This is a genomic window from Emticicia sp. BO119 (assembly GCF_013912375.1).
Taxonomy (GTDB): domain Bacteria; phylum Bacteroidota; class Bacteroidia; order Cytophagales; family Spirosomataceae; genus Emticicia.
The window spans coordinates 291,916-311,434 of the sequence record NZ_JACETV010000001.1; the positions used below are offsets into that span (position 1 = coordinate 291,916).

26 protein-coding genes and 1 pseudogene are annotated in these 19,519 nt (G+C 35.6%); 25 read left to right on the plus strand and 2 right to left on the minus strand.

Annotation, left to right across the window (positions count from 1 at the left end; all coding sequences use genetic code 11):
- Positions 1-127 precede the first annotated feature (127 nt).
- From H1R81_RS01215 to H1R81_RS01290, 16 genes and pseudogenes are all read left to right on the plus strand, one after another.
- Complete coding sequence (locus tag H1R81_RS01215) at positions 128-289, plus strand: hypothetical protein (protein ID WP_181838848.1); 162 nt, start codon at positions 128-130, stop codon at positions 287-289.
- Positions 290-533: 244 nt separating this feature from the next.
- Positions 534-743 carry a hypothetical protein gene (locus H1R81_RS01220; RefSeq protein ID WP_181838849.1) on the plus strand — a complete coding sequence of 70 codons (210 nt, stop codon included), beginning with the start codon at positions 534-536 and terminating at the stop codon, positions 741-743.
- 145 nt (positions 744-888) lie between these two features.
- Positions 889-1,092 carry a hypothetical protein gene (locus H1R81_RS01225; RefSeq protein ID WP_181838850.1) on the plus strand — a complete coding sequence of 68 codons (204 nt, stop codon included), beginning with the start codon at positions 889-891 and terminating at the stop codon, positions 1,090-1,092.
- 225 nt (positions 1,093-1,317) lie between these two features.
- Positions 1,318-2,076: a hypothetical protein gene (locus H1R81_RS01230; protein WP_181838851.1), complete on the plus strand. Its 759-nt coding sequence runs from the start codon at positions 1,318-1,320 to the stop codon at positions 2,074-2,076.
- Between the two features lie 247 nt (positions 2,077-2,323).
- Complete coding sequence (locus tag H1R81_RS01235; RefSeq protein ID WP_181838852.1) at positions 2,324-2,782, plus strand: hypothetical protein; 459 nt, start codon at positions 2,324-2,326, stop codon at positions 2,780-2,782.
- Positions 2,769-3,044 (plus strand): hypothetical protein, encoded by a 276-nt coding sequence (locus H1R81_RS01240; RefSeq protein WP_220275149.1) that lies wholly within the window; start codon positions 2,769-2,771, stop codon positions 3,042-3,044. Before H1R81_RS01235 ends, H1R81_RS01240 begins: the two co-directional genes overlap by 14 nt.
- A gap of 69 nt (positions 3,045-3,113) precedes the next feature.
- A complete protein-coding gene (locus tag H1R81_RS01245) occupies positions 3,114-3,470 on the plus strand; it encodes a hypothetical protein (RefSeq protein ID WP_181838854.1) in 357 nt (118 codons plus the stop codon).
- The gene (locus H1R81_RS01250) at positions 3,467-4,045 is read left to right on the plus strand and encodes a 3'-5' exonuclease (protein ID WP_181838855.1); all 579 of its coding nucleotides are present in this window, start codon (positions 3,467-3,469) and stop codon (positions 4,043-4,045) included. Before H1R81_RS01245 ends, H1R81_RS01250 begins: the two co-directional genes overlap by 4 nt.
- Positions 4,046-4,314: 269 nt before the next feature.
- Positions 4,315-4,932 carry a hypothetical protein gene (locus tag H1R81_RS01255; protein WP_181838856.1) on the plus strand — a complete coding sequence of 206 codons (618 nt, stop codon included), beginning with the start codon at positions 4,315-4,317 and terminating at the stop codon, positions 4,930-4,932.
- A gap of 10 nt (positions 4,933-4,942) precedes the next feature.
- Positions 4,943-5,215, plus strand: a pseudogene (locus H1R81_RS27750) (DUF4326 domain-containing protein); the annotation flags it as partial.
- Entirely contained in the window at positions 5,215-5,934 is a 720-nt protein-coding gene (locus H1R81_RS01265; protein ID WP_181838858.1) for a hypothetical protein, read from the plus strand. The pseudogene H1R81_RS27750 and the gene H1R81_RS01265, both read left to right, overlap by 1 nt.
- 95 nt (positions 5,935-6,029) lie before the next feature.
- On the plus strand, positions 6,030-6,245 hold the full coding sequence (locus tag H1R81_RS01270) for a hypothetical protein (RefSeq protein ID WP_181838859.1): 216 nt from the start codon (positions 6,030-6,032) through the stop codon (positions 6,243-6,245).
- Positions 6,246-6,336: 91 nt separating this feature from the next.
- Positions 6,337-6,900, plus strand: coding sequence for a hypothetical protein (locus tag H1R81_RS01275; protein ID WP_181838860.1), 564 nt, complete (start codon positions 6,337-6,339; stop codon positions 6,898-6,900).
- 126 nt (positions 6,901-7,026) lie between these two features.
- Positions 7,027-7,722 carry a hypothetical protein gene (locus H1R81_RS01280; protein ID WP_181838861.1) on the plus strand — a complete coding sequence of 232 codons (696 nt, stop codon included), beginning with the start codon at positions 7,027-7,029 and terminating at the stop codon, positions 7,720-7,722.
- A 98-nt stretch (positions 7,723-7,820) separates the two neighbouring features.
- Positions 7,821-8,318, plus strand: a complete 498-nt coding sequence (locus H1R81_RS01285; protein WP_181838862.1) for a hypothetical protein — start codon at positions 7,821-7,823, stop codon at positions 8,316-8,318.
- Positions 8,312-9,265 carry a phosphoadenosine phosphosulfate reductase family protein gene (locus tag H1R81_RS01290; RefSeq protein WP_181838863.1) on the plus strand — a complete coding sequence of 318 codons (954 nt, stop codon included), beginning with the start codon at positions 8,312-8,314 and terminating at the stop codon, positions 9,263-9,265. The genes H1R81_RS01285 and H1R81_RS01290 overlap by 7 nt, the downstream gene beginning before the upstream one ends.
- A gap of 52 nt (positions 9,266-9,317) precedes the next feature.
- On the opposite strand, the gene H1R81_RS01295 is transcribed toward H1R81_RS01290, so the two are convergent.
- Positions 9,318-12,236, minus strand: a complete 2,919-nt coding sequence (locus H1R81_RS01295) for an ATP-binding protein (RefSeq protein WP_181838864.1) — start codon at positions 12,234-12,236, stop codon at positions 9,318-9,320.
- A gap of 199 nt (positions 12,237-12,435) precedes the next feature.
- On the opposite strand from H1R81_RS01295, the gene H1R81_RS01300 reads away from it, so the two are divergent.
- Entirely contained in the window at positions 12,436-13,077 is a 642-nt protein-coding gene (locus H1R81_RS01300) for a hypothetical protein (RefSeq protein WP_181838865.1), read from the plus strand.
- Positions 13,078-13,436: 359 nt separating this feature from the next.
- On the opposite strand, the gene H1R81_RS01305 is transcribed toward H1R81_RS01300, so the two are convergent.
- Positions 13,437-13,643 (minus strand): hypothetical protein, encoded by a 207-nt coding sequence (locus H1R81_RS01305; RefSeq protein WP_181838866.1) that lies wholly within the window; start codon positions 13,641-13,643, stop codon positions 13,437-13,439.
- Positions 13,644-13,838: 195 nt separating this feature from the next.
- Between H1R81_RS01305 and H1R81_RS01310 the strand changes: the two genes are divergently transcribed.
- The 8 genes from H1R81_RS01310 to H1R81_RS01350 all read left to right on the plus strand — a co-directional run bounded on the left by H1R81_RS01310 (position 13,839) and on the right by H1R81_RS01350 (position 19,461).
- On the plus strand, positions 13,839-14,483 hold the full coding sequence (locus H1R81_RS01310; protein ID WP_181838867.1) for a hypothetical protein: 645 nt from the start codon (positions 13,839-13,841) through the stop codon (positions 14,481-14,483).
- A complete protein-coding gene (locus H1R81_RS01315; RefSeq protein ID WP_181838868.1) occupies positions 14,461-14,937 on the plus strand; it encodes a hypothetical protein in 477 nt (158 codons plus the stop codon). The genes H1R81_RS01310 and H1R81_RS01315 overlap by 23 nt, the downstream gene beginning before the upstream one ends.
- Positions 14,934-15,869, plus strand: a complete 936-nt coding sequence (locus tag H1R81_RS01320) for a hypothetical protein (RefSeq protein ID WP_181838869.1) — start codon at positions 14,934-14,936, stop codon at positions 15,867-15,869. Before H1R81_RS01315 ends, H1R81_RS01320 begins: the two co-directional genes overlap by 4 nt.
- Positions 15,844-16,680 carry a hypothetical protein gene (locus H1R81_RS01325; RefSeq protein ID WP_181838870.1) on the plus strand — a complete coding sequence of 279 codons (837 nt, stop codon included), beginning with the start codon at positions 15,844-15,846 and terminating at the stop codon, positions 16,678-16,680. The genes H1R81_RS01320 and H1R81_RS01325 overlap by 26 nt, the downstream gene beginning before the upstream one ends.
- Positions 16,677-17,393 carry a hypothetical protein gene (locus H1R81_RS01330; RefSeq protein WP_181838871.1) on the plus strand — a complete coding sequence of 239 codons (717 nt, stop codon included), beginning with the start codon at positions 16,677-16,679 and terminating at the stop codon, positions 17,391-17,393. The genes H1R81_RS01325 and H1R81_RS01330 overlap by 4 nt, the downstream gene beginning before the upstream one ends.
- A 466-nt stretch (positions 17,394-17,859) precedes the next feature.
- Positions 17,860-18,441, plus strand: a complete 582-nt coding sequence (locus H1R81_RS01340) for a M23 family metallopeptidase (protein ID WP_181838873.1) — start codon at positions 17,860-17,862, stop codon at positions 18,439-18,441.
- Between the two features lie 43 nt (positions 18,442-18,484).
- Positions 18,485-18,691, plus strand: a complete 207-nt coding sequence (locus H1R81_RS01345) for a hypothetical protein (protein WP_181838874.1) — start codon at positions 18,485-18,487, stop codon at positions 18,689-18,691.
- Positions 18,692-18,810: 119 nt separating this feature from the next.
- Complete coding sequence (locus tag H1R81_RS01350; RefSeq protein WP_181838875.1) at positions 18,811-19,461, plus strand: hypothetical protein; 651 nt, start codon at positions 18,811-18,813, stop codon at positions 19,459-19,461.
- Positions 19,462-19,519: the final 58 nt, after the last annotated feature.

Sequence of the window (19,519 nt, forward strand, 5' to 3'; positions counted from 1 at the left end):
ATAGGTTGAATCCCAAATTATAAGATACTTTTTTAGTCACAGCAAAGTTGTAGGGTTTCGAGTTGCCTACCCACACTCGACGAATCTTTCGAGAGAATACGCTAAACACTTAAATGATAATAACCACATGGAGGAAGAAAAGCCAAAGAAAAATAGGAGAGGTCTGAAAGCCCTTTTAGGCATTGCTCTGGGCATTGTGGTTGTTACCTCCTTGAGAAGTAAAAAAACTGCGAGTGGCTCAATAAAACATCATGAGGAATATGATCCTGAAAAGGAAATTGGATTGTAAATAAAGAGCGAATATGAGATTTGATAAGTCAGCGTCGATTGGTGAAAAGATAGTAATGGCCTTTGTATTTTTTTACTTTGGGCTATATTCTGCCATAGGTGTAACTAAAGAATTAGCGATTCTTTTTGGTATGAAACATACCGGCCCTTTAGAATTTGCAATTCTCTGGGCATCATACACTTTGCTATTTCGAGTGTGGCAAAAAATCTACTGAAGTTGAGTATTCATGCTAATTCCAATATATATGAGTTTAGTCGCTGAAAAAAACAAAGTATCTCCTAGCCTAAAGAAATTCGGTTCGCTTTCACCAGCTAACCAGCAGGAGATATGTCAAAAAATGAATGAGGCTTACAACCTTAAACTTGAGCCTCATAAAATCAATTTGGAGAAGCTCTCTATTGGGCAATTATCCTCATTTGAGCAGTTAGTAGAATATTACCTGGATAACTCTTAATGTAATGGAGTATCAGGATGCGATACAGCAGATTCAGGATTGGGTAGAAGAGGGCAAAAAACAGCGCACCCAAACTGGTCAGAGGAATTACCTGGAGCGGATAATGAGGGTTGCCGCTACTAGTAATGTTCTACCCTTTGATGCCATGTTCCAAGCCTCGTCTACAAAGTCCACAGGGGGAGTGGTGACGAAGCCGGAGGTAAAGGTGAGCGAAAGTGTGCCTAAGCCACTTCTGATTGAAAGTCCCTCCAGTGCGATTATATGTACCTTTCCTGGTTGTGGCGAAACATTGAAAAACGCCAAAGCCCTGAACGGCCATATGAAAAAGCACCGGAACGAAAAACATTAGACCCCTATTCTATTTTGTGTCTGAACTTTTTTAGGTTTTGATACAGATGGTTAGGAATAATCAGATTCCTCTCATCTCACTTTTTGTGAAAATGAGAGTAGGGGTGTTTTTTGCCAATTCTTAAAAAAGCTTGCTATTAAAACCAGGTGGGCGGGGTTGGCACAGGAGCCAGGAGGCTCGATAAAGTTCTTTTTTAACCGCAAAATCTTAACATACAACAAAAAAATGGATAAACCCAGTTTTCCCATAGGGGGCTATGCCACCCTACGAAAATCTATGCCCGTCATAGACTTTCACAAGACCTTTGCTTTATGCAAAGCCTTTCGTATAGAGAATAACGTACAGCGTTCCAGACAACTCCAGGCGCTTATCGACCAGGGGCATGACCTCAAGCAATTAAGACAAGACCTTAGCCGGTTAGAATACGAAGCCTGGGAAGCCAAGCAAGGTGTATTCCCGCACATTGGTGGCACAGTAGAGACTTCGATGGAGAAACTCATAGCTTTCTTTATGCACGAATTTAAACGTGGGAAAGTGTATCTGAATAACCAGATAAGGTTTACCTGGTCATACTTCCGGACGTTCTACAATGGCGAGGAATGCCTGAGCTTTGCCCGAATCAGTAAGAATACCTTACGCAACCATTTCAATAAAATCTCACACGCCTATAAAAGTCTGTTTGAGAACAAGTACAGAGGACAATTGTGCCTTCCTGATTACATGAGCGTTAACTGCGTTGTACTCACGTTTCAGCCTGACTTTATTCAATTCACCAACCCTAAGCATACAGCCGTCCTTAGTGCCAAAGAAGAGCCTTTAAAAAAGAAAAAAGTACCTCAAAACACGGCCTTCATGGAAAAAATACAAGCCACCTTATCCACATTTTCAGGAAATAATCCACACTCGGAAGACCGAACTGGTCAAATGATAGACGTGGCCAGTCTTTCAAAAGCCTTGATTGATAGTTTTTATAAGGGAACATAGTCCAAAATTTTCAGCTAATGTTCAATTGGTTCACTGAACTTATAAATTGAACTTTTAAAAGGTTGTTTAAAGCTGTACTCCGAAGCCCGACCCTGCCAAAGTGACAGAATTGTGAAATTCGGGAATGATGAAAAGGGGAGAGGAAAGGAAAAGGAGAAAGTTCATTTAAAATAAACTAAGGGTCTGGGGGCCGGCGCCCCTGGTTTGGTGACTCTTTGCTCAGATTTTTAAAATTAAATTCCTAACCATGTCTCAAGACAGAAATTTTAACGTGTATGACCCAGTTAACTCTATCTATCTGCTATTTGTCGGCTATAAGTATGGATGGAGAAACGGACAAACCAGTATGACTTATGGAATGCGTTATGCCAATGATCCGAGATATACCGGTAACAATACTGAGGTGAATAGAATAATGAATCTGCTTTCTCAAAGGGTAACGGCAGAGTATGTTAGTAAAGATAACCCACTCAATAAGGTAATTCTCTATAAAAATCTCAACAGAGGCAGAACTATTCAAGGCATTAGTAACCAGGTGATTTTTGAGATTTCATTCAAAGATGGATTTATTAAAGAGGAGCCTTATATCTATACGCAGGACATGTCACACAAGGAGAGACAGTTCTGGTCGAAATTATTAAATATCCTGGTTGAATACAGTAGGTCTAATAAAACCCGATTCGATACCGAATATGCCCAACCTTGAAACATTCCCCGAAAAGTATTTCCCAACCTTTGCTCGTATGGTGGAGATACTTAACGATAAAGGTAGAAAATACGAAGCAACTATGTGTTCGGCCTACTATAAGACCTGGATTTACATTCATATGCCAACCACTTATGAATCAATACCCTGTGACAATTTCGTATTCAGGCGTGGAAGATTGTACCAGGAAGCAGAATACAAAGAGGTAATCACAGCCTTGAATTATTACATTGATAACCAAGAAAAAGGAATTTTAGGTTAACACCAGAAAAGTAATTGCCTGCAGCTAAAAAACCTGAAGCAACGCCATCAACAAAGTTACGGTACCAGAATGAAAGTGAAAATTCCTTTATATCCCTATCTCTACTTTACTCTCCGACATTTTGTAGAGGGTATCTATCATAAGGTAGAGCATATTCTGGATAAAAGAGTAGAAATGAATTTGTATAAAGAGAGCTTCACGATTCACAGATTCTTCCGGACGATGACCTTGACTCAGGAGCATACCTGGAAATGCCGGAACAAAAATAAAGAATATGATTTTGCCATAGAAGTAGACATCGCCATGACCATTTATGAACTATTACAGAAGAAAGATTTAACCTCAGCAGAGCTGGTTCTGCAAATGAAAATCCATCAGGCTTTAGTTAGTCACAATATTTCACCATTGATTTTAGCACTCGCATGAAAGTATTATTTATTGATACAGAAACAACCGGCTTGCCTGTAGATATCACTCAGGGTTATCTCGCCCCAGGTAATTTTCCCAGGATGGTTCAACTCGCTTATAAATTATATAAATGGACTGACAACGATCGGATACTCCTGACACTCGAAAATACCTATGTGATCCCTACTTTCGAAATACCTAAGCTAGCGGTTAAAATTCATGGAATCACTACAAAAAAAGCTACTAAACGTGGAAAGGAATTAAGCGAATGCCTGATGCCGCTTTCAAAGGCTTTAAAGGAAGCAGATAGAATAGTGGCACATAGTGCTGAATTCGATGGAGGGGTCATTGGCCAGGAATTCTTTATCTGTTTTGAGATGGATGTCATGGCTTCTCATTGGTACAAATTATTCTGTACCAAAAAGCATGGGAGAGATATATGTAAAATTCCACTGAATGACCTGAACTACAAATTCCCTTCATTACAGGAATTACATAAGTTTTTTTATGGAAGACGGTATTGGGGCTCACATGATGCGCAAAATGATGTCAATGCGCTTATCAGGTGTTATCACCTATTTGATAATGTTTAAGTCAGACTTCTCAGATATCACAACGCCATCAATAAAGTTACCTGATCATTTTTTCTAAATTTTAAAACTATGTGTAATGCGCTCTGCTATTTCGTGCCATTTGGAGAATATGTCCAGTGTATTTCCTGTGGATTTTGTACGCTCAAGGTTGTGATGAAAGAAGAATTTGAAGAGCCAAAATCACCAAAGGAAAAGATAGACAAACTAATCAATTATAGGGCATTAACTCCTGAATTATCAAAGTATCAAAATCTAAAATTAATCTATAAATGGAATTAACGGACGAAATCAAAACCAAAATCATTGCCATGTATGGCGAAAGTCATTGTATAACTCCCGATGGGCAAGGTGTAATTAAGGATTTAAGTTTCTTAGATAGTGATGTCAATGTTTTTCTACCTGGTGAGTCAGGAGAATTAAAACTGTTCCTGATTAACGATATTAAATTGATTCTTAAGCCTATTGAAAAACTTACGCTAGAAGTAGCAAAGGAAATAGGTTCACTTTTTAAAAAGAATTATCATAAAGAATTTAGTGTAACTGAAGTTAAAATCACAACAAGTGAAACAATTGTCATAGGTTATTTCATTACTTATATTGATGTCCATATTGATTCTGTATTACTTAACAACTCACCGGAAAAGAATATTTATAAAATTGCTATTAACAATTGGGGAGGAATTAATATTTATGGTTCTAGACCTAATAAAAGCGAATTGTTGCATAATGATTATGCATACTTCATTTATCAGATTTTAATAGAAAATGGTTACGATATGCCCAATATTTACTTAGACCAAAAAACTTTGAAAAAAGCTGGCTTAGCAGTTTATCAAGAGGAATTTATAGAATTATCTACTGATGCCAACGAGAGTTTAAAGAAGTAGAAAGAGAGGGTGGAAAATGCCACTTGACACCATTTATGTTGGAAGGCCAGTCAAATATTTCAGCAATCCTTACAAAATAGGAACCTATTCACCTTGGTTAAAAAGGAACTGCGAAAACATTGAAGATGTAGTGGAGAGTTTCAAACAATTAGTTGATGCTAGTCCGCATCTCCAGAGACTAATCCGAATGAAATTGAAAGGTAAAAATCTTGCCTGTTGGTGTAGCTTAGATAAAGCCTGCCACGCAGATTACTTATTGAAAATTGCAAATCAAGAGATGTGATGAAAGAATTGGAAAAACCATTTCCTGAATATTTCGGTGGTAAAGGTGGTGATGGAGTTTATCAGTTCATCATTAACCATATCAGACCACATGAAATATACATTGAAGGCTGTGCCGGCAATGTCACCATTGCCAGAAAGAAAAAGAAGGCTTCGCTCAAAAATATTATCAATGATATTAATCCGGAAGTAGCAGCTAGATTGACTGAGGTAATGGAAGGTTTTCAGGTTGAAAATGTAAGTGTGCTGAATTTGCTAAAGCTCTATCTGACGTATTCAAAAATCTGGAGTTACAAAATTGTTATCTACCTTGACCCACCTTATTTGCATAGCACTCGTAAGTCCAGAACAAGGTATCCATTTGAGATGTCTGATGAGGAGCATGTGCAAATGCTGGATTTATGTCTCCAATTTGACCCTGATTATGTAGACATTATTATATCGACCTATCCGAATGAATTGTATGCTAATAAACTAAAAGGTTGGGCAATGGAGGAATATGAATCAAGAACCAGGAGCGGAAAAGTGGCAAAAGAAAACCTGTATATGAATTTTCATGAGATAAAAGAATTGCACGAATATACCTTTTATGGTAAAACCCATCGACAGCGGCAATTAATTAAACGTAAGGTTAACCGGTGGAAAACAAACTTTAAAAAACTCTCTCGATTAGAACGTGATATGATGTTTAAAGCCTTGAAATCTGTCCATGGAAACTAACGCCCTATAAAGCGTTCCCAGCTCTGCATCGAGCAAAGTCAAATAAAGCTATACAGGCCTTTCAAAAACATTCAAATTTCATTAATTCTTTCATCATGACAAAGTACGATAAATGGTTAGAGGTGGATGACTTCAAATGCTCGAAGTTTGAAAACTTCCTTTTTATGTCTTATCATATAAGTAATGGCAGCGATAAGAGTAAACTCCGAGATAGTTTTCCTGAACTCTTTACAGAGGAGCATCTAGACCCACCGACCACTACTACTGATTTTATCAGGAAGCATAGAAACTTTAAAGAGTCTAAGCAATAAGTGAAAATTATTGTCTCAAGCAACGCTACGTATAGCGTTACCCGATAGCGAAATTAAAATAATTTTTTAACTATAATTAACTTTCTTAACCATGCGTAGAAGAACTAAAAAACGTGTCGAAAAAATACAAAAGCATAAAGGATATTGGAAGCTGGTTAGAGCATTCCGAGAGGTTTATGGTGACGCAAAAGACGATTGGGAATGTAAGTACAGGATAAAGCAACTAAGGGGAACAAAGCAAGATGACCTGGGAGAAATTAAAAGTTTGGCTAGGTCTAAAAGACAGGATTTTTATCTGGAAGTTAATAAATACGATTCTGCTCAGGATTATGATTTTTATACCAATGGTCTTATTGAACAATTACAATTCATTCAAAAGCTGGAAGGATTAATAGATTTACTGGATATTAGTAGAGATATTTATAGAGACTTAGAACAGGAATATAAATTTGAAAAATCTATTAACGAATCTTACTCAATTGAAGATATTCAACGTCATATTAAATATAAACATAACGAATTATGGGAAGATGGATATAGAGTTTCAAAAACTTTTTTATTTACCCCCAACGGAAAAAAACAAATTACTTTCTTTGATGAAATTGGTTGGTTGCATAATAAAGGTGCAACTGCATTCGAAATAATCTACCGGTAATCTTACTCAATTAAATATTTTAATAACAGAAGTATGAGAAAATTTAAAGCATTAGTCTTAAATGACTACAAAGATGCTCCTTATGCTCAGTGGATAAAAGAAGGAAAAAAATCTATTGAAACTCGCATGGGTCGTTTGTTCCAGCACAGAGGCGATGTAGTCATTTGTTGTGGTAAATCCAAGTCAGTTGGTAAGAATGCCGGTAAAGCTTTATGTATCGTAGAAGTCTGGCATGGCAGAGCCATGTTGCGAGGTGATGAAGAAAATGCCTGTATTGAATGGCATAAAAATAGAAAGGCTTTGCTCCTGCGTAACTGGCGTTACTTCAGCAGAGATTTTGAGTTTGCACCAATGGCTATAAAGAAGAACTTTCAAGGCATATTTGAAATTCAAATACCGGATGATGTTGATATTATTGATAGACCGGATATTATGCCTAATTGGGATGACAATCCAGAATTTGATTTTGATTTCTCTGTTCCTGAAAACCAGGGTGTTTGTAGTGGCTGTCAGAAAGAGGATAGTATAACTGAGGTCTATCTTGATGGAGAACTTCAAGATGGAGAACTTTGCTATGATTGTTGTCAAAAACAAGGATACTGCTTTGGCTGTGGACACTTCTCAGCCGGCACAATGGAATATGACTTTTCAAATGTGGGTGCTTATTGTGAACATTGTCAGGACGAAATAAGGGCTAGTTATGGAGAAGATGAGTACGATGAAGATTTCGATGACGAAGATGATGACGATAAGGACTATTCAGATAGTGAAGAAGATGATGATGACGAATATGATTCCTGGCGAGATGCAGGATTTGAGTAAAGTCCTACTGAGACTCAACTGGAATTTTTTGCGCTTGAGCAACGCTACGTATAACTACACCCGATAGCAATTTTTCTTTCACTTTAAAATTTATTGTAATGAACTTAATACAATTTGCCCAGCAAATAGACGGGCTACAATTACAACAATGGCTCACAGACGTTTCAATGAATAATCAGGCAAAAGAGTTAGGAATTGTGATTTGCTATATCAGTATTGATGATGGTGAGCAAATGATAAATTTAGAAGGCGAATTAGAAGAATCTTTTGATTCTTATGCTGGGCCTGACTGGGATTATGACGAAACATATGTTTCATTGGATGGAAAATTATTGGTTGATGAGGAATTGTCAACCCTCCGTCATCATTTAAACAATTTCAAATATTATCCTTTTGAAACATATTATAAGTTAGACGAAAATGGAAAAGTCAATGCAACCTTTCAAATTGAACTCTCTAATAATATTAAATACGAGAAATTTACTATTCTAAGAGGACAAGAGTTGTATTGCATAGGTATTGTATTTAATCAAATTAAGCAACAACAACTTAACCTAAGCACTAAATCCATATTTATAAATACCATTTCATGGTAAACATTCAGAATTACGATAAATTTATAGTTGCCTTTTCTGGAGGAAAGGATTCTATCGCATGCGTACTTCATCTATTAGATGTTGGTGTTGATAAAAGCAAGATAGAACTCTGGCATCATATAGTCGATGGGAAAGGCGAGACCTTAATGGATTGGGAGATAACCGAGGATTATTGCCGACAATTCGCTAAAGCTTTTCAGATACCAATTTATTTTTCATGGAAGGTTGGAGGTTTTGCCAGAGAAATGCTTCGGAAAAATAGCCTAACAGCCCCAACAGTGTTTGAAACACCAACTGGTAAATATCAGGTAGGAGGGAAACGAGGCAAGAAAAGTACCAGACTTAAATTCCCACAAGTGAGTGCGGATTTATCAGTTAGATGGTGTTCTGCATATCTTAAGATAGATGTATTCTCCCTGGCCATCAGAAACCAAAAGAGATTCACAGGAGTCAAAACCCTGGTCATTTCAGGTGAACGTGGACAGGAAAGTGCAGCACGTGCCAGGTATAAAGCTTTTGAGCCGGATAGGGCTAACTTGAAGAATAAACGCATTGTAGATAGATGGAGACCTATTCTGGAATGGAAAGAATCAAAAGTATGGATTACCATTAAAAGACATAAGGTTGTTGTCCATCCATGTTACTACCTAGGCTTTAGCCGGTGCTCTTGTAAGTTCTGCATTTTTGGGAACGCAGATCAGTTTGCCAGCGCAAACAAAATCTCTCCTGATAAGTCAAAGAAGTTGCAATTGTATGAGCGAAGATTTAAAGTCACTATGAAAAGAAATATTAGCCTGAGTGAATTAATTGCTAATGGTAGTCCCTATAAAAGCATTACTCAGGAGTTAATTCAGGTGGCAACCAGTAAAACTTACAGTGGTAAAATATTTATAGAAAATTGGGTTATGCCTGCGGGAGCTTTCGGGAAAAGCTGCGGGCCTACATAAAAATATTAAATATCTTTTTTTCTTGAAAGATTTTTTGACTATCAATGTTAATTTAGTCAGAATTTAGCACCTCAACATGGAAATCATTACAGAATTCTTCATAGGCCTTCTCAATTTGCTCTTTTGTAGTTTCAGTGTAGTATTTATTATTATATACCCAATCGATTAATTCATTATTGATAACCAATTTCAAAGCCACACTAGAAGAAAGATTTTCTTCTCTAATGTATGGAGAAAGCATTTTAGGATATGGAATATAAATCCCATTGTAAACTTCTTCATTTGAAACATATGGAATTAAAAAATTATCTTTTAATCTCAGATGTTTATATTTATTTAAACAAGGGATTATCTGTCTTGCATAAACACTGTAAGTATCTTTATGCTTTCTCAATAATTTCTTTACAAATTCTTCTTCAATTGGACAATCATCTATTAAATTTTTTGATAAAATTAAAGTATCACTTCTTTTTCCTTTCCCAATTGGAATTATTTTAAATGATTTAAAGTAGTCTTTTGTAATAAATAATAAAAAATTGTGAACTGAAGATGAAGGTGATGAAATAATACTCAATTCTTTTCCATCTAACTTTATTTTATAATCCTCATCCGCATCAAAATATACGGTTATTATATCACAATCATTTAATAGGGTAATCATAGTTTTTTTCTCACTAGTCCCATTATTTTCCACTTCAAACTCATAGGATTGCCATTGTTGAAAATTTTCTAATTTTATTCCTTCTATCAAATTCTTACTAAGGAAGAATTTATAAACGTAACTATAATAGTTAATAAACATGCTTCCCAACACTTTATCATCATCATTAATAAAAATCGAATTAAAGTTTTCTAAATTGGTTAAAACCCTAAATGAGGCATTCATGAAATCTTTAGATAATTCGCTAATATATTCATCTCTAATATGATTTCGATTTAATGTTAAAACTTTTGAGGCATTATCTTTATGAATATTTATTTCAAAATTTAAGAACTTTAATCCCCATTTAGTTTCTACCTCTTGATTTTTATAAAACATAGTAAAGGTATCATTAATAACTCCATTATTAAGAGGGAAAATATTTAATTCTAAAGAAGATTCAGAATCGAAAAAATTAAACTTTTTATTTTGTGTATATGTAGATTTGTATTCATTATTAATCTTCAGAGATATGGGTATATAGCTTTTTCGAGCGAATGCTAGAATTTCATCATATATTTTTCCGTATTCTATATCCAAAGATTTGTTTGCAAATGGGTCATAATTATTAATAATCCTACGTGCATATCGTTGTTGCTTATTATCTATTCTCCATTTTTCAGGAATGGCCTTATTGCAAATGGTGAATTGAATTTTAGAGCCAGGCTTATCTGAATGAGTAGTTTTTTGTTTTTGAATTAAAATTGCACCATCTTTTTTTGAATGTGGGCTATTTAATTGAATTTTTTGTAACTCCTCAGTAAAATAACTTTTGGAATCAATATTAACAACATCCGTTATCATAAAAATGCTTTGGAAACCGATGCCAAAATAGCCTGATGGTTTCATCCAAACAGGCATATTAGTAATTACTTCTGTTTTTATTTGGTTTCTACCGGAACTTCCTGTATTCATTAGAAATATTAAATCATCTTTTGAAATACCTATACCTTTATCTTTTATTTTTATCTCCCATTTTTGCCATTCATTTTCTATGCCTTCATCAACCATCTCAATTTCAATAGTATACATTTCTGAAAATTTCAAAAATTCACTACAATTGGGTGATTTGAAATTGTCTCCATTATTGTGATCTAACCAAATTTTTATCAATGTTGCATCGACAGCATTTTGAAGAATTTCTCGAATACACTGAAAAGCACTATCATATATACCTGAACCTTGTAGTAATTCTAAAGCTTTATCTGAGTCAACTTTAAATTTAGGTTTGTTTTTACCATCGATAAAATCATAATCCTTTAAATTAACTATTAAATTTCCAAGTGTTGGTAATAATCCAAATTCTTTAGTTGGAATAATTTTATTCCAGTTAATGGTTTGTTCAGTTATTTCTGTATTTAAGTAATTGAACCAATGTTGGGTGATATTGGCTACATCATAATTATTGCAGCTAGCAGTAATTTCAATTTTTTCTTGGTCTACTCTAAAATATTCAATTGATAGGTGTTTATCTTTATGATTTAAAGAATCTGTAGGGGCTTTGGTTAATGTTCTAAGCATTACCTCAGAGAAGCGGTTATTATCCAAATCTAATAAATCACCAATCCTTAACATACACGCAATAAATCTAGGATGTGCATCCTCAACATCTATTCCAACTTCACAAAAAGGAAGATTCATCACATCAGTAAAATCCTTCGTATGGCACGAACAAATTTTCCCTAATACTTTTTTTATTCGTATTGGAATTACTCCGGTCGGAGAATCTAACGAAATTTTTTCATACGGATTATTAACTATATTTTCACTGCGCTCTCCATGTCTCCATCTAAAAAATTCCGCAAGAATAAATCTCATTCCATCATTAACTTCTAAACTAAATTCTTTATTGGTATAGCAAATTTTTTTATCAACGATTTCAAATTTATTTGCAAACTCATGTAAATTATCTTTTTTATTCTCAATTAAACTTTTGAAAAATGTAATAAATTCTACTGATTTAAGAGCCTCAATCAAATCTTCACTTGGAACTACCATACCTATATCATGTATGTAAGCAGCTTCAAGCATTAACCAAATATCTATTGCAGAAAGTTTAGCTATTTTCTCTTTCCCTAAAACTCTTACTATATTATTTAATATAGTTTCTGAATGTGATGAGTCATGTAAGCTAAAATGAGGAAACAACGCAGACACAGCATTTAAGGCGGTTGGTATTACTTTTTTATCATAACTCCATTTTGCGTACAAAATGTCACTTGGTGTTCCTTTTGTTTTTTCTAATAATAATTGCTCAAGATATTGTACCATAACTTATTTAAGAATAAACTTAGTTTAATCAAAATTTGGACTTATTTACTTAAAAAATTTAAATATTTACATTTAGAATATTTGAAGGTAAATTTAGTATTATTTTTTATCCCTTAAAATAAGTTAAAAACTTTTGTTTACTATACATTTTTGTATTTTTGAAATGAATATTTCTATCTTAATTAAAATCAACAATTTTATGCCACGGCCTGTAGATACTTTCAAAAAATATAAAGACCATTATAATTTATATATTCAAATAATAACTTTGATTATAGCTGTATTTGCACTAATTTTTTCAATCTTTACATGGAGAGAAGCATTACCGAGTGAAAGTAACATCGACTTAAGATTAGGAAATGAATTTATTATGAAAATAAAACCACTTAATGTCGACAATTTTTCAGATTCTTCAGCTTTTAAATACAGATTAGAAGTTTATATTCCAGTTAGTATAATGAATCTAGGGGGTAAACCAAACATAATTAAAAATATAAATTTAAAAATTCCGGGTTTTAGCAATTTTGCCTGGTTTGAGGTAGATAATTACAGTTTTAAAGAAAAAGCAAGTCCAATACTTGTGTTGCCGAATACTTCTTTAAGATATTATGTTGGATTTGCTGGAGACTATTCTAAAAAAGGTTATTGGGTTCCAACCTGTAATGAAGACTATTTTTTTCATGTTGGATATGAAATGATGGATGAAAATGAAATTACACAAAACTATGGATTTATGTATTCCTTTTCTAAAAGTGATTCAATTGGATTTAGCCTTCGGCCATTTGAAGGTAGGAAATTTGATTTTCTTTCACTAAACTCACAATTTAAAAGGAATGATTAATTTAATGGGTTTCTTTTTTGGACCTTTTTATTATTTACTATCTCTTAAATAATAAATAGTTTGTTAGTATCAAAAAAATCATAAAATCACTGAATTTAATTGCAGTAAATACTAATAAACGCGAAATGCATTTATATACTCTACTGATTAAAAAATATCCTTAGAATAATAAGTTCAAATAATACTACATCTATAGAAGAGTGAATTACATCCAAAGGTATTAGGCTTTTAAAAAAGCCTGAAAGTAGATAAAAATGTTTACATTGGAATAGTAGATGTGTCATGTCTCAAATAAATCAAACAGGAAAACGACAAGACTCCCTCGGTACTTTTCTTACATTACAATTGAATGGCAAATCCTAGCTTGCCTTTCGACTATACGTCTCCCAGTTCTTGCAATTCCCTAAATGCTGCTGAATGATTACCATATCAGTAGGGAAGAATACTGCCCTTTTCTGATTGATTTTCGGCAATGCGATTGCCAATCCTGATTGTGCTACCCTCTTGTTAAAAGTCCGAATGTCGATGATGCCATACAGCATGGCAATATCTGTCTTATGATACATATCCGTAAATTAGGTGTAATGTAGGTGTATATAAAATGTAAGCTATTGTGCTAGGTTAAAACACAATATACTTTTACTAACGAAGCCCGAGGGACGGCTTAGAAAGAAGGCTGGTATTTTTGTTTGACAACCAAATATACAGCCTTTCTTTAAAATTTCAAAAGAATCTTCCGTAAAGTAAAAACGCCTTTTATCATGTTGCACACCGACGTAAATTCTACACCGCAGTCAGAAAAGGCGTTCCCGTATATGGATAGAAGTGTATATGCCCATGAACCATTCAATAAACACCTGAATACCAAAATTCAGGGTAGTTTATTTGAGCATATACAAGGCAATTTAGGTTTCCTGGGAACGGTTTCCATTCAAGATTTCGTAAGAAACCTGCTCAGTGACTTTTTTGAAGGAAACCTGGTTTACACCACCCTCAATATTGCGGAAACCACAGGAAACCTCAAGTTTCCACAGGTTTCCACCGTCGGAAACCTAACGGAAATCTCAGGTTTCCCAGTAATGGAAACCGAAGGAAACCTAAATGAGATAGGTTTCCTGGAACAAAAACTTCTAGCACTGTATCAAGAAAATCCCAATCAAAGAACCCTTATTGGCATTGAAGAATATGAACTGTTGAGTAATGAGTATAATGTCTTATTACAACAACACGAAGCTATGTTAGGGGAGGCCGCAGGTGCAGCACAAGTAGTCGTACTTAGTCTGGAGGAACTACTAGCGATAAGCTTAACGGATGAAAAAATTGAGGATATTCTGGAAATGGCTAATCAATACGAAAATGCTTTTGACCTAATCAAAGAAAAATATGGCGCAAGGGAACTTGAATAAAACATTTCTTATTGTCGCTGAGGTTTCGCCTGAAGGGAGAATCGCTAAAGTAATTGAAAAGGAAGAAACAACAATCCAGGAATTAGTGAATTACCATCAGCGAAAAGAGTACCTGGAGAAGCAAGTGCTAGAGGTTACCAGAAACTATCATTTGCTAATGGCCAGATATGAAAATATCAGTCAAAAAAATGAGGCAGCTTTAGCGGCATTAACCGGTCTACTCACGGCATATGGCGTATATGACCCTCAGAAACATACGCTCAACCTGGAGCCGATAGTTAAACCCTATGTTTTGAAGACCTTACAGGATATTCAGAATCAGGAAGCAAGATTAGGTTATTTAGCAGGGAAATGGGAGGATTTTAAGTTGAAACATAAACTCAAATTAAGTAACCTTTTATTGAGTGCTGCACAATGGTTTGGTGGATTTTTTAAAAAGAAAGATAAATCATGAAGATTTTTGATAACCTTAAAAATAGAATTTCTGGTAAACTGGAACAAAGCGCAGAGAATCTGGTAGGACAGGTGATTGATAAAGGTGCAGAAAAAGCAGCTGATTTGATAGGGCAAAGTTTCAGTAACCCTATTCCTAATCCGATTCAGATTCCGGAAGGAGCCAAACAGGATTACATGAATCAAGTATTAGGGAGTTCACCTAATTCTGTTTCATCAGTTCAGTCAATGCCCCAGCAGCCACCGCCACCTGTTCAACAACAAATCCCTTTTCAGGAATACTCACAGCCTCAACCTTACCCGTTTACACAGGAACAGTACCCTTATGGATACCCTCCGCAGATGAATCCCTATCCGGTATATCCACAGATGGGTTATCAACCTAACCCATATTCCTACCCAATGCCACAAGTGCAACTAACGATGGATACACCTGTTCCCAAGTTAGAGGCGAGTAGAGTAGAGAAGATGGCCACCTATGAAACCTGGTTCTTTTTTAAAGTGATGAAGGTAGCCAAAGATACCATCCGGTTTGTGGCTATTAAGTATTTCTCCTGGAGAATTGATGAGGATATACAGGTAATTCAGCAATATGAGCAATCCCTCGATGCTGACCTGGAAAAAGCCTATAAAAAAGCCAAATATAATCTTCAGAAACTGGAGGAAATCAAGACCATCAAAGATGATAAAGGGCAGGATGACCCTATTTTCAAGGAATTTGTCTATGATGCCATTCTGGATAACCTGATGAAGAAAAACGAATTAGGGCAGTTGAAAATACCATCTATCTGGGAGATAGGTTTAAGAGAAATCGGTTTTTTTACCTACGAAGTATTCAGCCCGAATAAAAGTATCGAAATGTTTTTTGAATCGATACAATCAGATATTGGAAAAGCAATTTTGAACAATGGCCAAACGAATAGTACAGTCTGAAAATATTGCCATACCAGCTAAGTATGTAAATTCTTATCCTATTAAATCCACACAACAACCTTCTATAAACACTATCAAATTATCCCAGATGGGAGAAAGATTAGGAGCTAATTGGGGGGTATATGGAGAAATGAAGACAGGAAAAAGCTATACAGTAAAGTTATTGTCCCTGTCTTATTTCCGGAAAGGCAAAAGGGTGTTGATTTTGGACCATAATTACAATGACCTGACTTACAATGATTTTTGGGGTATTACACCCATCATCATCAATCAGGATAAGTTTATGGAAATTGAATGGAATAGAATGCCTGACAATATTGTCGTTCGAATTCAGCCTAACAGTGATTTGGAATCTTTTGATTTTGACAAGTTCTTTTTAAAAGCGAAACGGATTACTGATAGTGTATTAGTCCTGGATGATATGATGGATGTTTTCGGAAGTAAAGCTACTTCTAATGTGATGAACTTCCCATCTACAGTGATGAATAACAGAAATGAGGCTTTCTATCAGTTTCATACATTCACTCAGGCACAGCCTTTTTTACGGCAAAGATTACAGAACCTGGTTCTGAAAAATTTGCCTAAAGACGTGGAAATACCAAAAGATTTTCCAACCTCGATTAGTTACATCAAATGGTCAATTGAGGAAATTAATGCCACAAATGAACATCTACCCTTTGGCAAAAGATTCGAGTGGCGAATCATACATATGGATGATGGATTAGTAACCAGACCTGTCAAATTAGATGGAAAAACAGAGGAAATCGTTTCATATCCTCTCTCTCAATACTTTAAAAACAGAATGAAATGAACCAACAATTTATTCCAAGACCCCCCTATTACGGGCAGCCACAACAGCCCATGCAAGGCCAACCTATATCTATGTATCAGCAGCCTGTGCAGCCTATCCCTCGAAGTTATCCTGGCTATCCCTATCAGGAGCCAATGGAGCCAACTGAGAACAAAAGTTGGAAGTACATACTTTTAGGCTTGCTTTTTACCATAATCGCCGGCATCACCTTCTGGTTTTTTAAGAAGCGTCCAGGTATGACTTTTAACCTGAACAAATCGAAAAAATTTGTAGATGAGTCTCTACTAATAGCCAAAGACGAGGAAATTGCCAGTCTGAAACGGATGCTAGAAAAACAAAAGCCTATCAATGGTCATAAATTCGATGATATAGGGGAAAAGAAGGATTTAAGCAAATTAGATGACGACCCTGAACAGGCACATAAAAATTTCAAGAAAAACGTCGGCTTACCAGGAACTATATCAACTGATAAAAAACCAGAGCAAACCATTGATAGCTTTATTGACTGGATAATTGAACAGCGAGGTTTCTCTTTTGCTAAGGAAAATCAATATTCCAATGCCGAAATTGCCTGTAAGGTTACCATCGAATCTCAGGGCATACTTATCAAAATTGGTGATTTGAATCCGGTTTTCAGACCAACTACTGAAATAGAAACAATAGATTTCAGAGACAAATTCGATGAGTTAATTTCCTCTGCATCAGTGGATTAAAGGTGTGTCAAGATTATGCTTGCGACATTAATGTCGCAAGCATAATCTTACCGGTAGATAACCCCATATTGAGCGTTACTTCCGGATAATTAATCTTATTGTAAATAAGCATTGCTTTTAAATATCCAAAAGTTTCGTCAAAACTATTACCATGGGAAGTAACGCCAGAAATAGCTGCAATCCAGATATTACATTCAGGACCATAACGTTTTATGTGGCGTTGCCACCAGGTAAATGAAAACTTTTAAATAGAATCTGCATGGGAAAAGCTAGGAATTCGTGGCAAAAATGGTTAGCCCACCAAGAAAAACGTAGAGTCAGGAGGAGGAAAAGACAATACATTCGAAAACAAAAAGCGGAGTGGGAAGCAGAAGTAAGGCTTAAAAGCAGAACCATCATTCGGAGAATCATGGATTTTATCAGAGGAAAATATTTTTGATGCTAGTATAAAACAGGTTTATGAAAGATGAAAAAGCGTGATAAAAATCTTCTTATAGCTGGAGCTGTGGGCATTGTATTAGGAGGTGTAGGTATGAGTCTGGCCGGTACTAACGATATTGTTTCTCCCTTAAAAATCCGTGTGGATGGCGAAGGCGATGGTAATTTCGGTACTTCCAGATTGCCTCCTTACAACAAACATTATGGCTTGGATTTAGAAGTAAAAACAGGTCAGAGAGTATATGCTCCTTTTTCCGGAACTATTATTCTCATTCCAAAGGCGCTCAAAGATAAAGATGGTTACCAAGGTGTGCGAATCATGGCTGACAATGGTTTGAAAATAGATGTTTTGTATATCAAACCTGCTGTCAAAGCAAATACCAGAATTAAAAAAGGTGATTTAATCGGGTATGCTCAGGATATAACCAAAGCCTACTCAGACACTATGAAAAACCATATCCACATCGAGCATTTTGACCCGAAAACGCTCACGTTTCTCAACCCGACTTCTTATTATTTTGGCAGCTCAGTAGTGGGCTCGATTTCTGAATTCTCCTTTCAGGTAAGTCCTGAATTTTATGCCAATTACGTAGCCCATCAAGGTGAATAAAAAACAATATGAAATATTTGACTATGCAAATAAATGCTTTCGGATGTGTACCATAAAGGACATTCGTGATTCCTGTTTTGAAGGAATCGACCAGAGAACCTTTAAGGATTTGTTGTCAGTAGACGATTATAAGGCACTAGAAAACTTAGGATTTGAGAGTTTTCTAGGTTTGCAAAAAAGAGAAGTAGTAGAATATCTGGTAGAAAAAGTGGGTAAAATTACTAAATATATTCCCCTAAAGGCTGTATAAGCCTGCAAGAGCCTGCACAAGGCTACATCAGGCTGCAAGAGACTGCATGAAGCGGGTAAGGTGGTAAAAATTGAAGATAAGTTTGGTCGAAAAATCGCACAAACAAAACATTTTCAATAATGGCAAAGAAAGTCTTAGTATCAGCCCAGATTTTGATTGCAAACTATAAAGCTGCAGTCAATGATTCAAGTGGAATAGAAGCAGGATACATCATTACTCCTCAGACGGATAGTGTATCAGGATTAAAAATTTATGCCCGCATCCGTCCAAACGTGAATCGGGTTGACCTATTGGCAAAAGACAGTTTAGACCCTCGTGGGATTACTGAAACGGTAGCCAAAGACAAGTTCATGGCCAATCTGGCTGCCATCAAAACCTTCTTTGCGTTGACAAATGTAGGAGAAACAGCCGCAGCGTTGGATATGCCGCAAATTAAATTGGATAGTGGTGGCGTTTTCTGGGATACCACAGTAACCAGCTTCCCTCAACCAACCGTTTTCAGTACTAACGTAGTTGAAGGTACAACCACAGACCCGTCAGATACGCATAAATATCTGAACTATTTCACCCCGTCAATTGGTGATTTCTCTGCCAAACCTGTTACCACACCAGCAGCCGCAACTGCTTCAGATGAAGGTTTCTTTGCTAAATATAAAAGACCGATTTTGTGGGGCGTAGGTGTTGTAGTAGTGGTAGTCGGATTTGTAGCCATTGACCCATTCAAATGGTTCAAAAAGAAGTCTAAAAATCTGCTCAAAAGAAAAAGATAAGAGTCACTTAACTCATAGGTCACATAAAAAGGCGTAGTCATTCACTTGCTACGCCTTT

Coding starts and splice junctions, on each gene's coding strand:
- H1R81_RS01315 (WP_181838868.1), top strand. CDS start 14,461: ATGGCGCAAGGGAACTTGAATAAAACATTTCTTATTGTCGCTGAGGTT.
- H1R81_RS01295 (WP_181838864.1), bottom strand. CDS start 12,236: ATGGTACAATATCTTGAGCAATTATTATTAGAAAAAACAAAAGGAACA.
- H1R81_RS01325 (WP_181838870.1), top strand. CDS start 15,844: ATGGCCAAACGAATAGTACAGTCTGAAAATATTGCCATACCAGCTAAG.
- H1R81_RS01230 (WP_181838851.1), top strand. CDS start 1,318: ATGGATAAACCCAGTTTTCCCATAGGGGGCTATGCCACCCTACGAAAA.
- H1R81_RS01285 (WP_181838862.1), top strand. CDS start 7,821: ATGAACTTAATACAATTTGCCCAGCAAATAGACGGGCTACAATTACAA.
- H1R81_RS01310 (WP_181838867.1), top strand. CDS start 13,839: ATGTTGCACACCGACGTAAATTCTACACCGCAGTCAGAAAAGGCGTTC.
- H1R81_RS01235 (WP_181838852.1), top strand. CDS start 2,324: ATGTCTCAAGACAGAAATTTTAACGTGTATGACCCAGTTAACTCTATC.
- H1R81_RS01345 (WP_181838874.1), top strand. CDS start 18,485: ATGTGTACCATAAAGGACATTCGTGATTCCTGTTTTGAAGGAATCGAC.
- H1R81_RS01275 (WP_181838860.1), top strand. CDS start 6,337: ATGCGTAGAAGAACTAAAAAACGTGTCGAAAAAATACAAAAGCATAAA.
- H1R81_RS01320 (WP_181838869.1), top strand. CDS start 14,934: ATGAAGATTTTTGATAACCTTAAAAATAGAATTTCTGGTAAACTGGAA.
- H1R81_RS01280 (WP_181838861.1), top strand. CDS start 7,027: ATGGGTCGTTTGTTCCAGCACAGAGGCGATGTAGTCATTTGTTGTGGT.
- H1R81_RS01250 (WP_181838855.1), top strand. CDS start 3,467: ATGAAAGTATTATTTATTGATACAGAAACAACCGGCTTGCCTGTAGAT.
- H1R81_RS01265 (WP_181838858.1), top strand. CDS start 5,215: ATGAAAGAATTGGAAAAACCATTTCCTGAATATTTCGGTGGTAAAGGT.
- H1R81_RS01220 (WP_181838849.1), top strand. CDS start 534: ATGAGTTTAGTCGCTGAAAAAAACAAAGTATCTCCTAGCCTAAAGAAA.
- H1R81_RS01245 (WP_181838854.1), top strand. CDS start 3,114: ATGAAAGTGAAAATTCCTTTATATCCCTATCTCTACTTTACTCTCCGA.
- H1R81_RS01215 (WP_181838848.1), top strand. CDS start 128: ATGGAGGAAGAAAAGCCAAAGAAAAATAGGAGAGGTCTGAAAGCCCTT.
- H1R81_RS01300 (WP_181838865.1), top strand. CDS start 12,436: ATGCCACGGCCTGTAGATACTTTCAAAAAATATAAAGACCATTATAAT.
- H1R81_RS01225 (WP_181838850.1), top strand. CDS start 889: ATGTTCCAAGCCTCGTCTACAAAGTCCACAGGGGGAGTGGTGACGAAG.
- H1R81_RS01330 (WP_181838871.1), top strand. CDS start 16,677: ATGAACCAACAATTTATTCCAAGACCCCCCTATTACGGGCAGCCACAA.
- H1R81_RS01255 (WP_181838856.1), top strand. CDS start 4,315: ATGGAATTAACGGACGAAATCAAAACCAAAATCATTGCCATGTATGGC.
- H1R81_RS01305 (WP_181838866.1), bottom strand. CDS start 13,643: ATGTATCATAAGACAGATATTGCCATGCTGTATGGCATCATCGACATT.
- H1R81_RS01270 (WP_181838859.1), top strand. CDS start 6,030: ATGACAAAGTACGATAAATGGTTAGAGGTGGATGACTTCAAATGCTCG.
- H1R81_RS01340 (WP_181838873.1), top strand. CDS start 17,860: ATGAAAAAGCGTGATAAAAATCTTCTTATAGCTGGAGCTGTGGGCATT.
- H1R81_RS01240 (WP_220275149.1), top strand. CDS start 2,769: ATGCCCAACCTTGAAACATTCCCCGAAAAGTATTTCCCAACCTTTGCT.
- H1R81_RS01290 (WP_181838863.1), top strand. CDS start 8,312: ATGGTAAACATTCAGAATTACGATAAATTTATAGTTGCCTTTTCTGGA.
- H1R81_RS01350 (WP_181838875.1), top strand. CDS start 18,811: ATGGCAAAGAAAGTCTTAGTATCAGCCCAGATTTTGATTGCAAACTAT.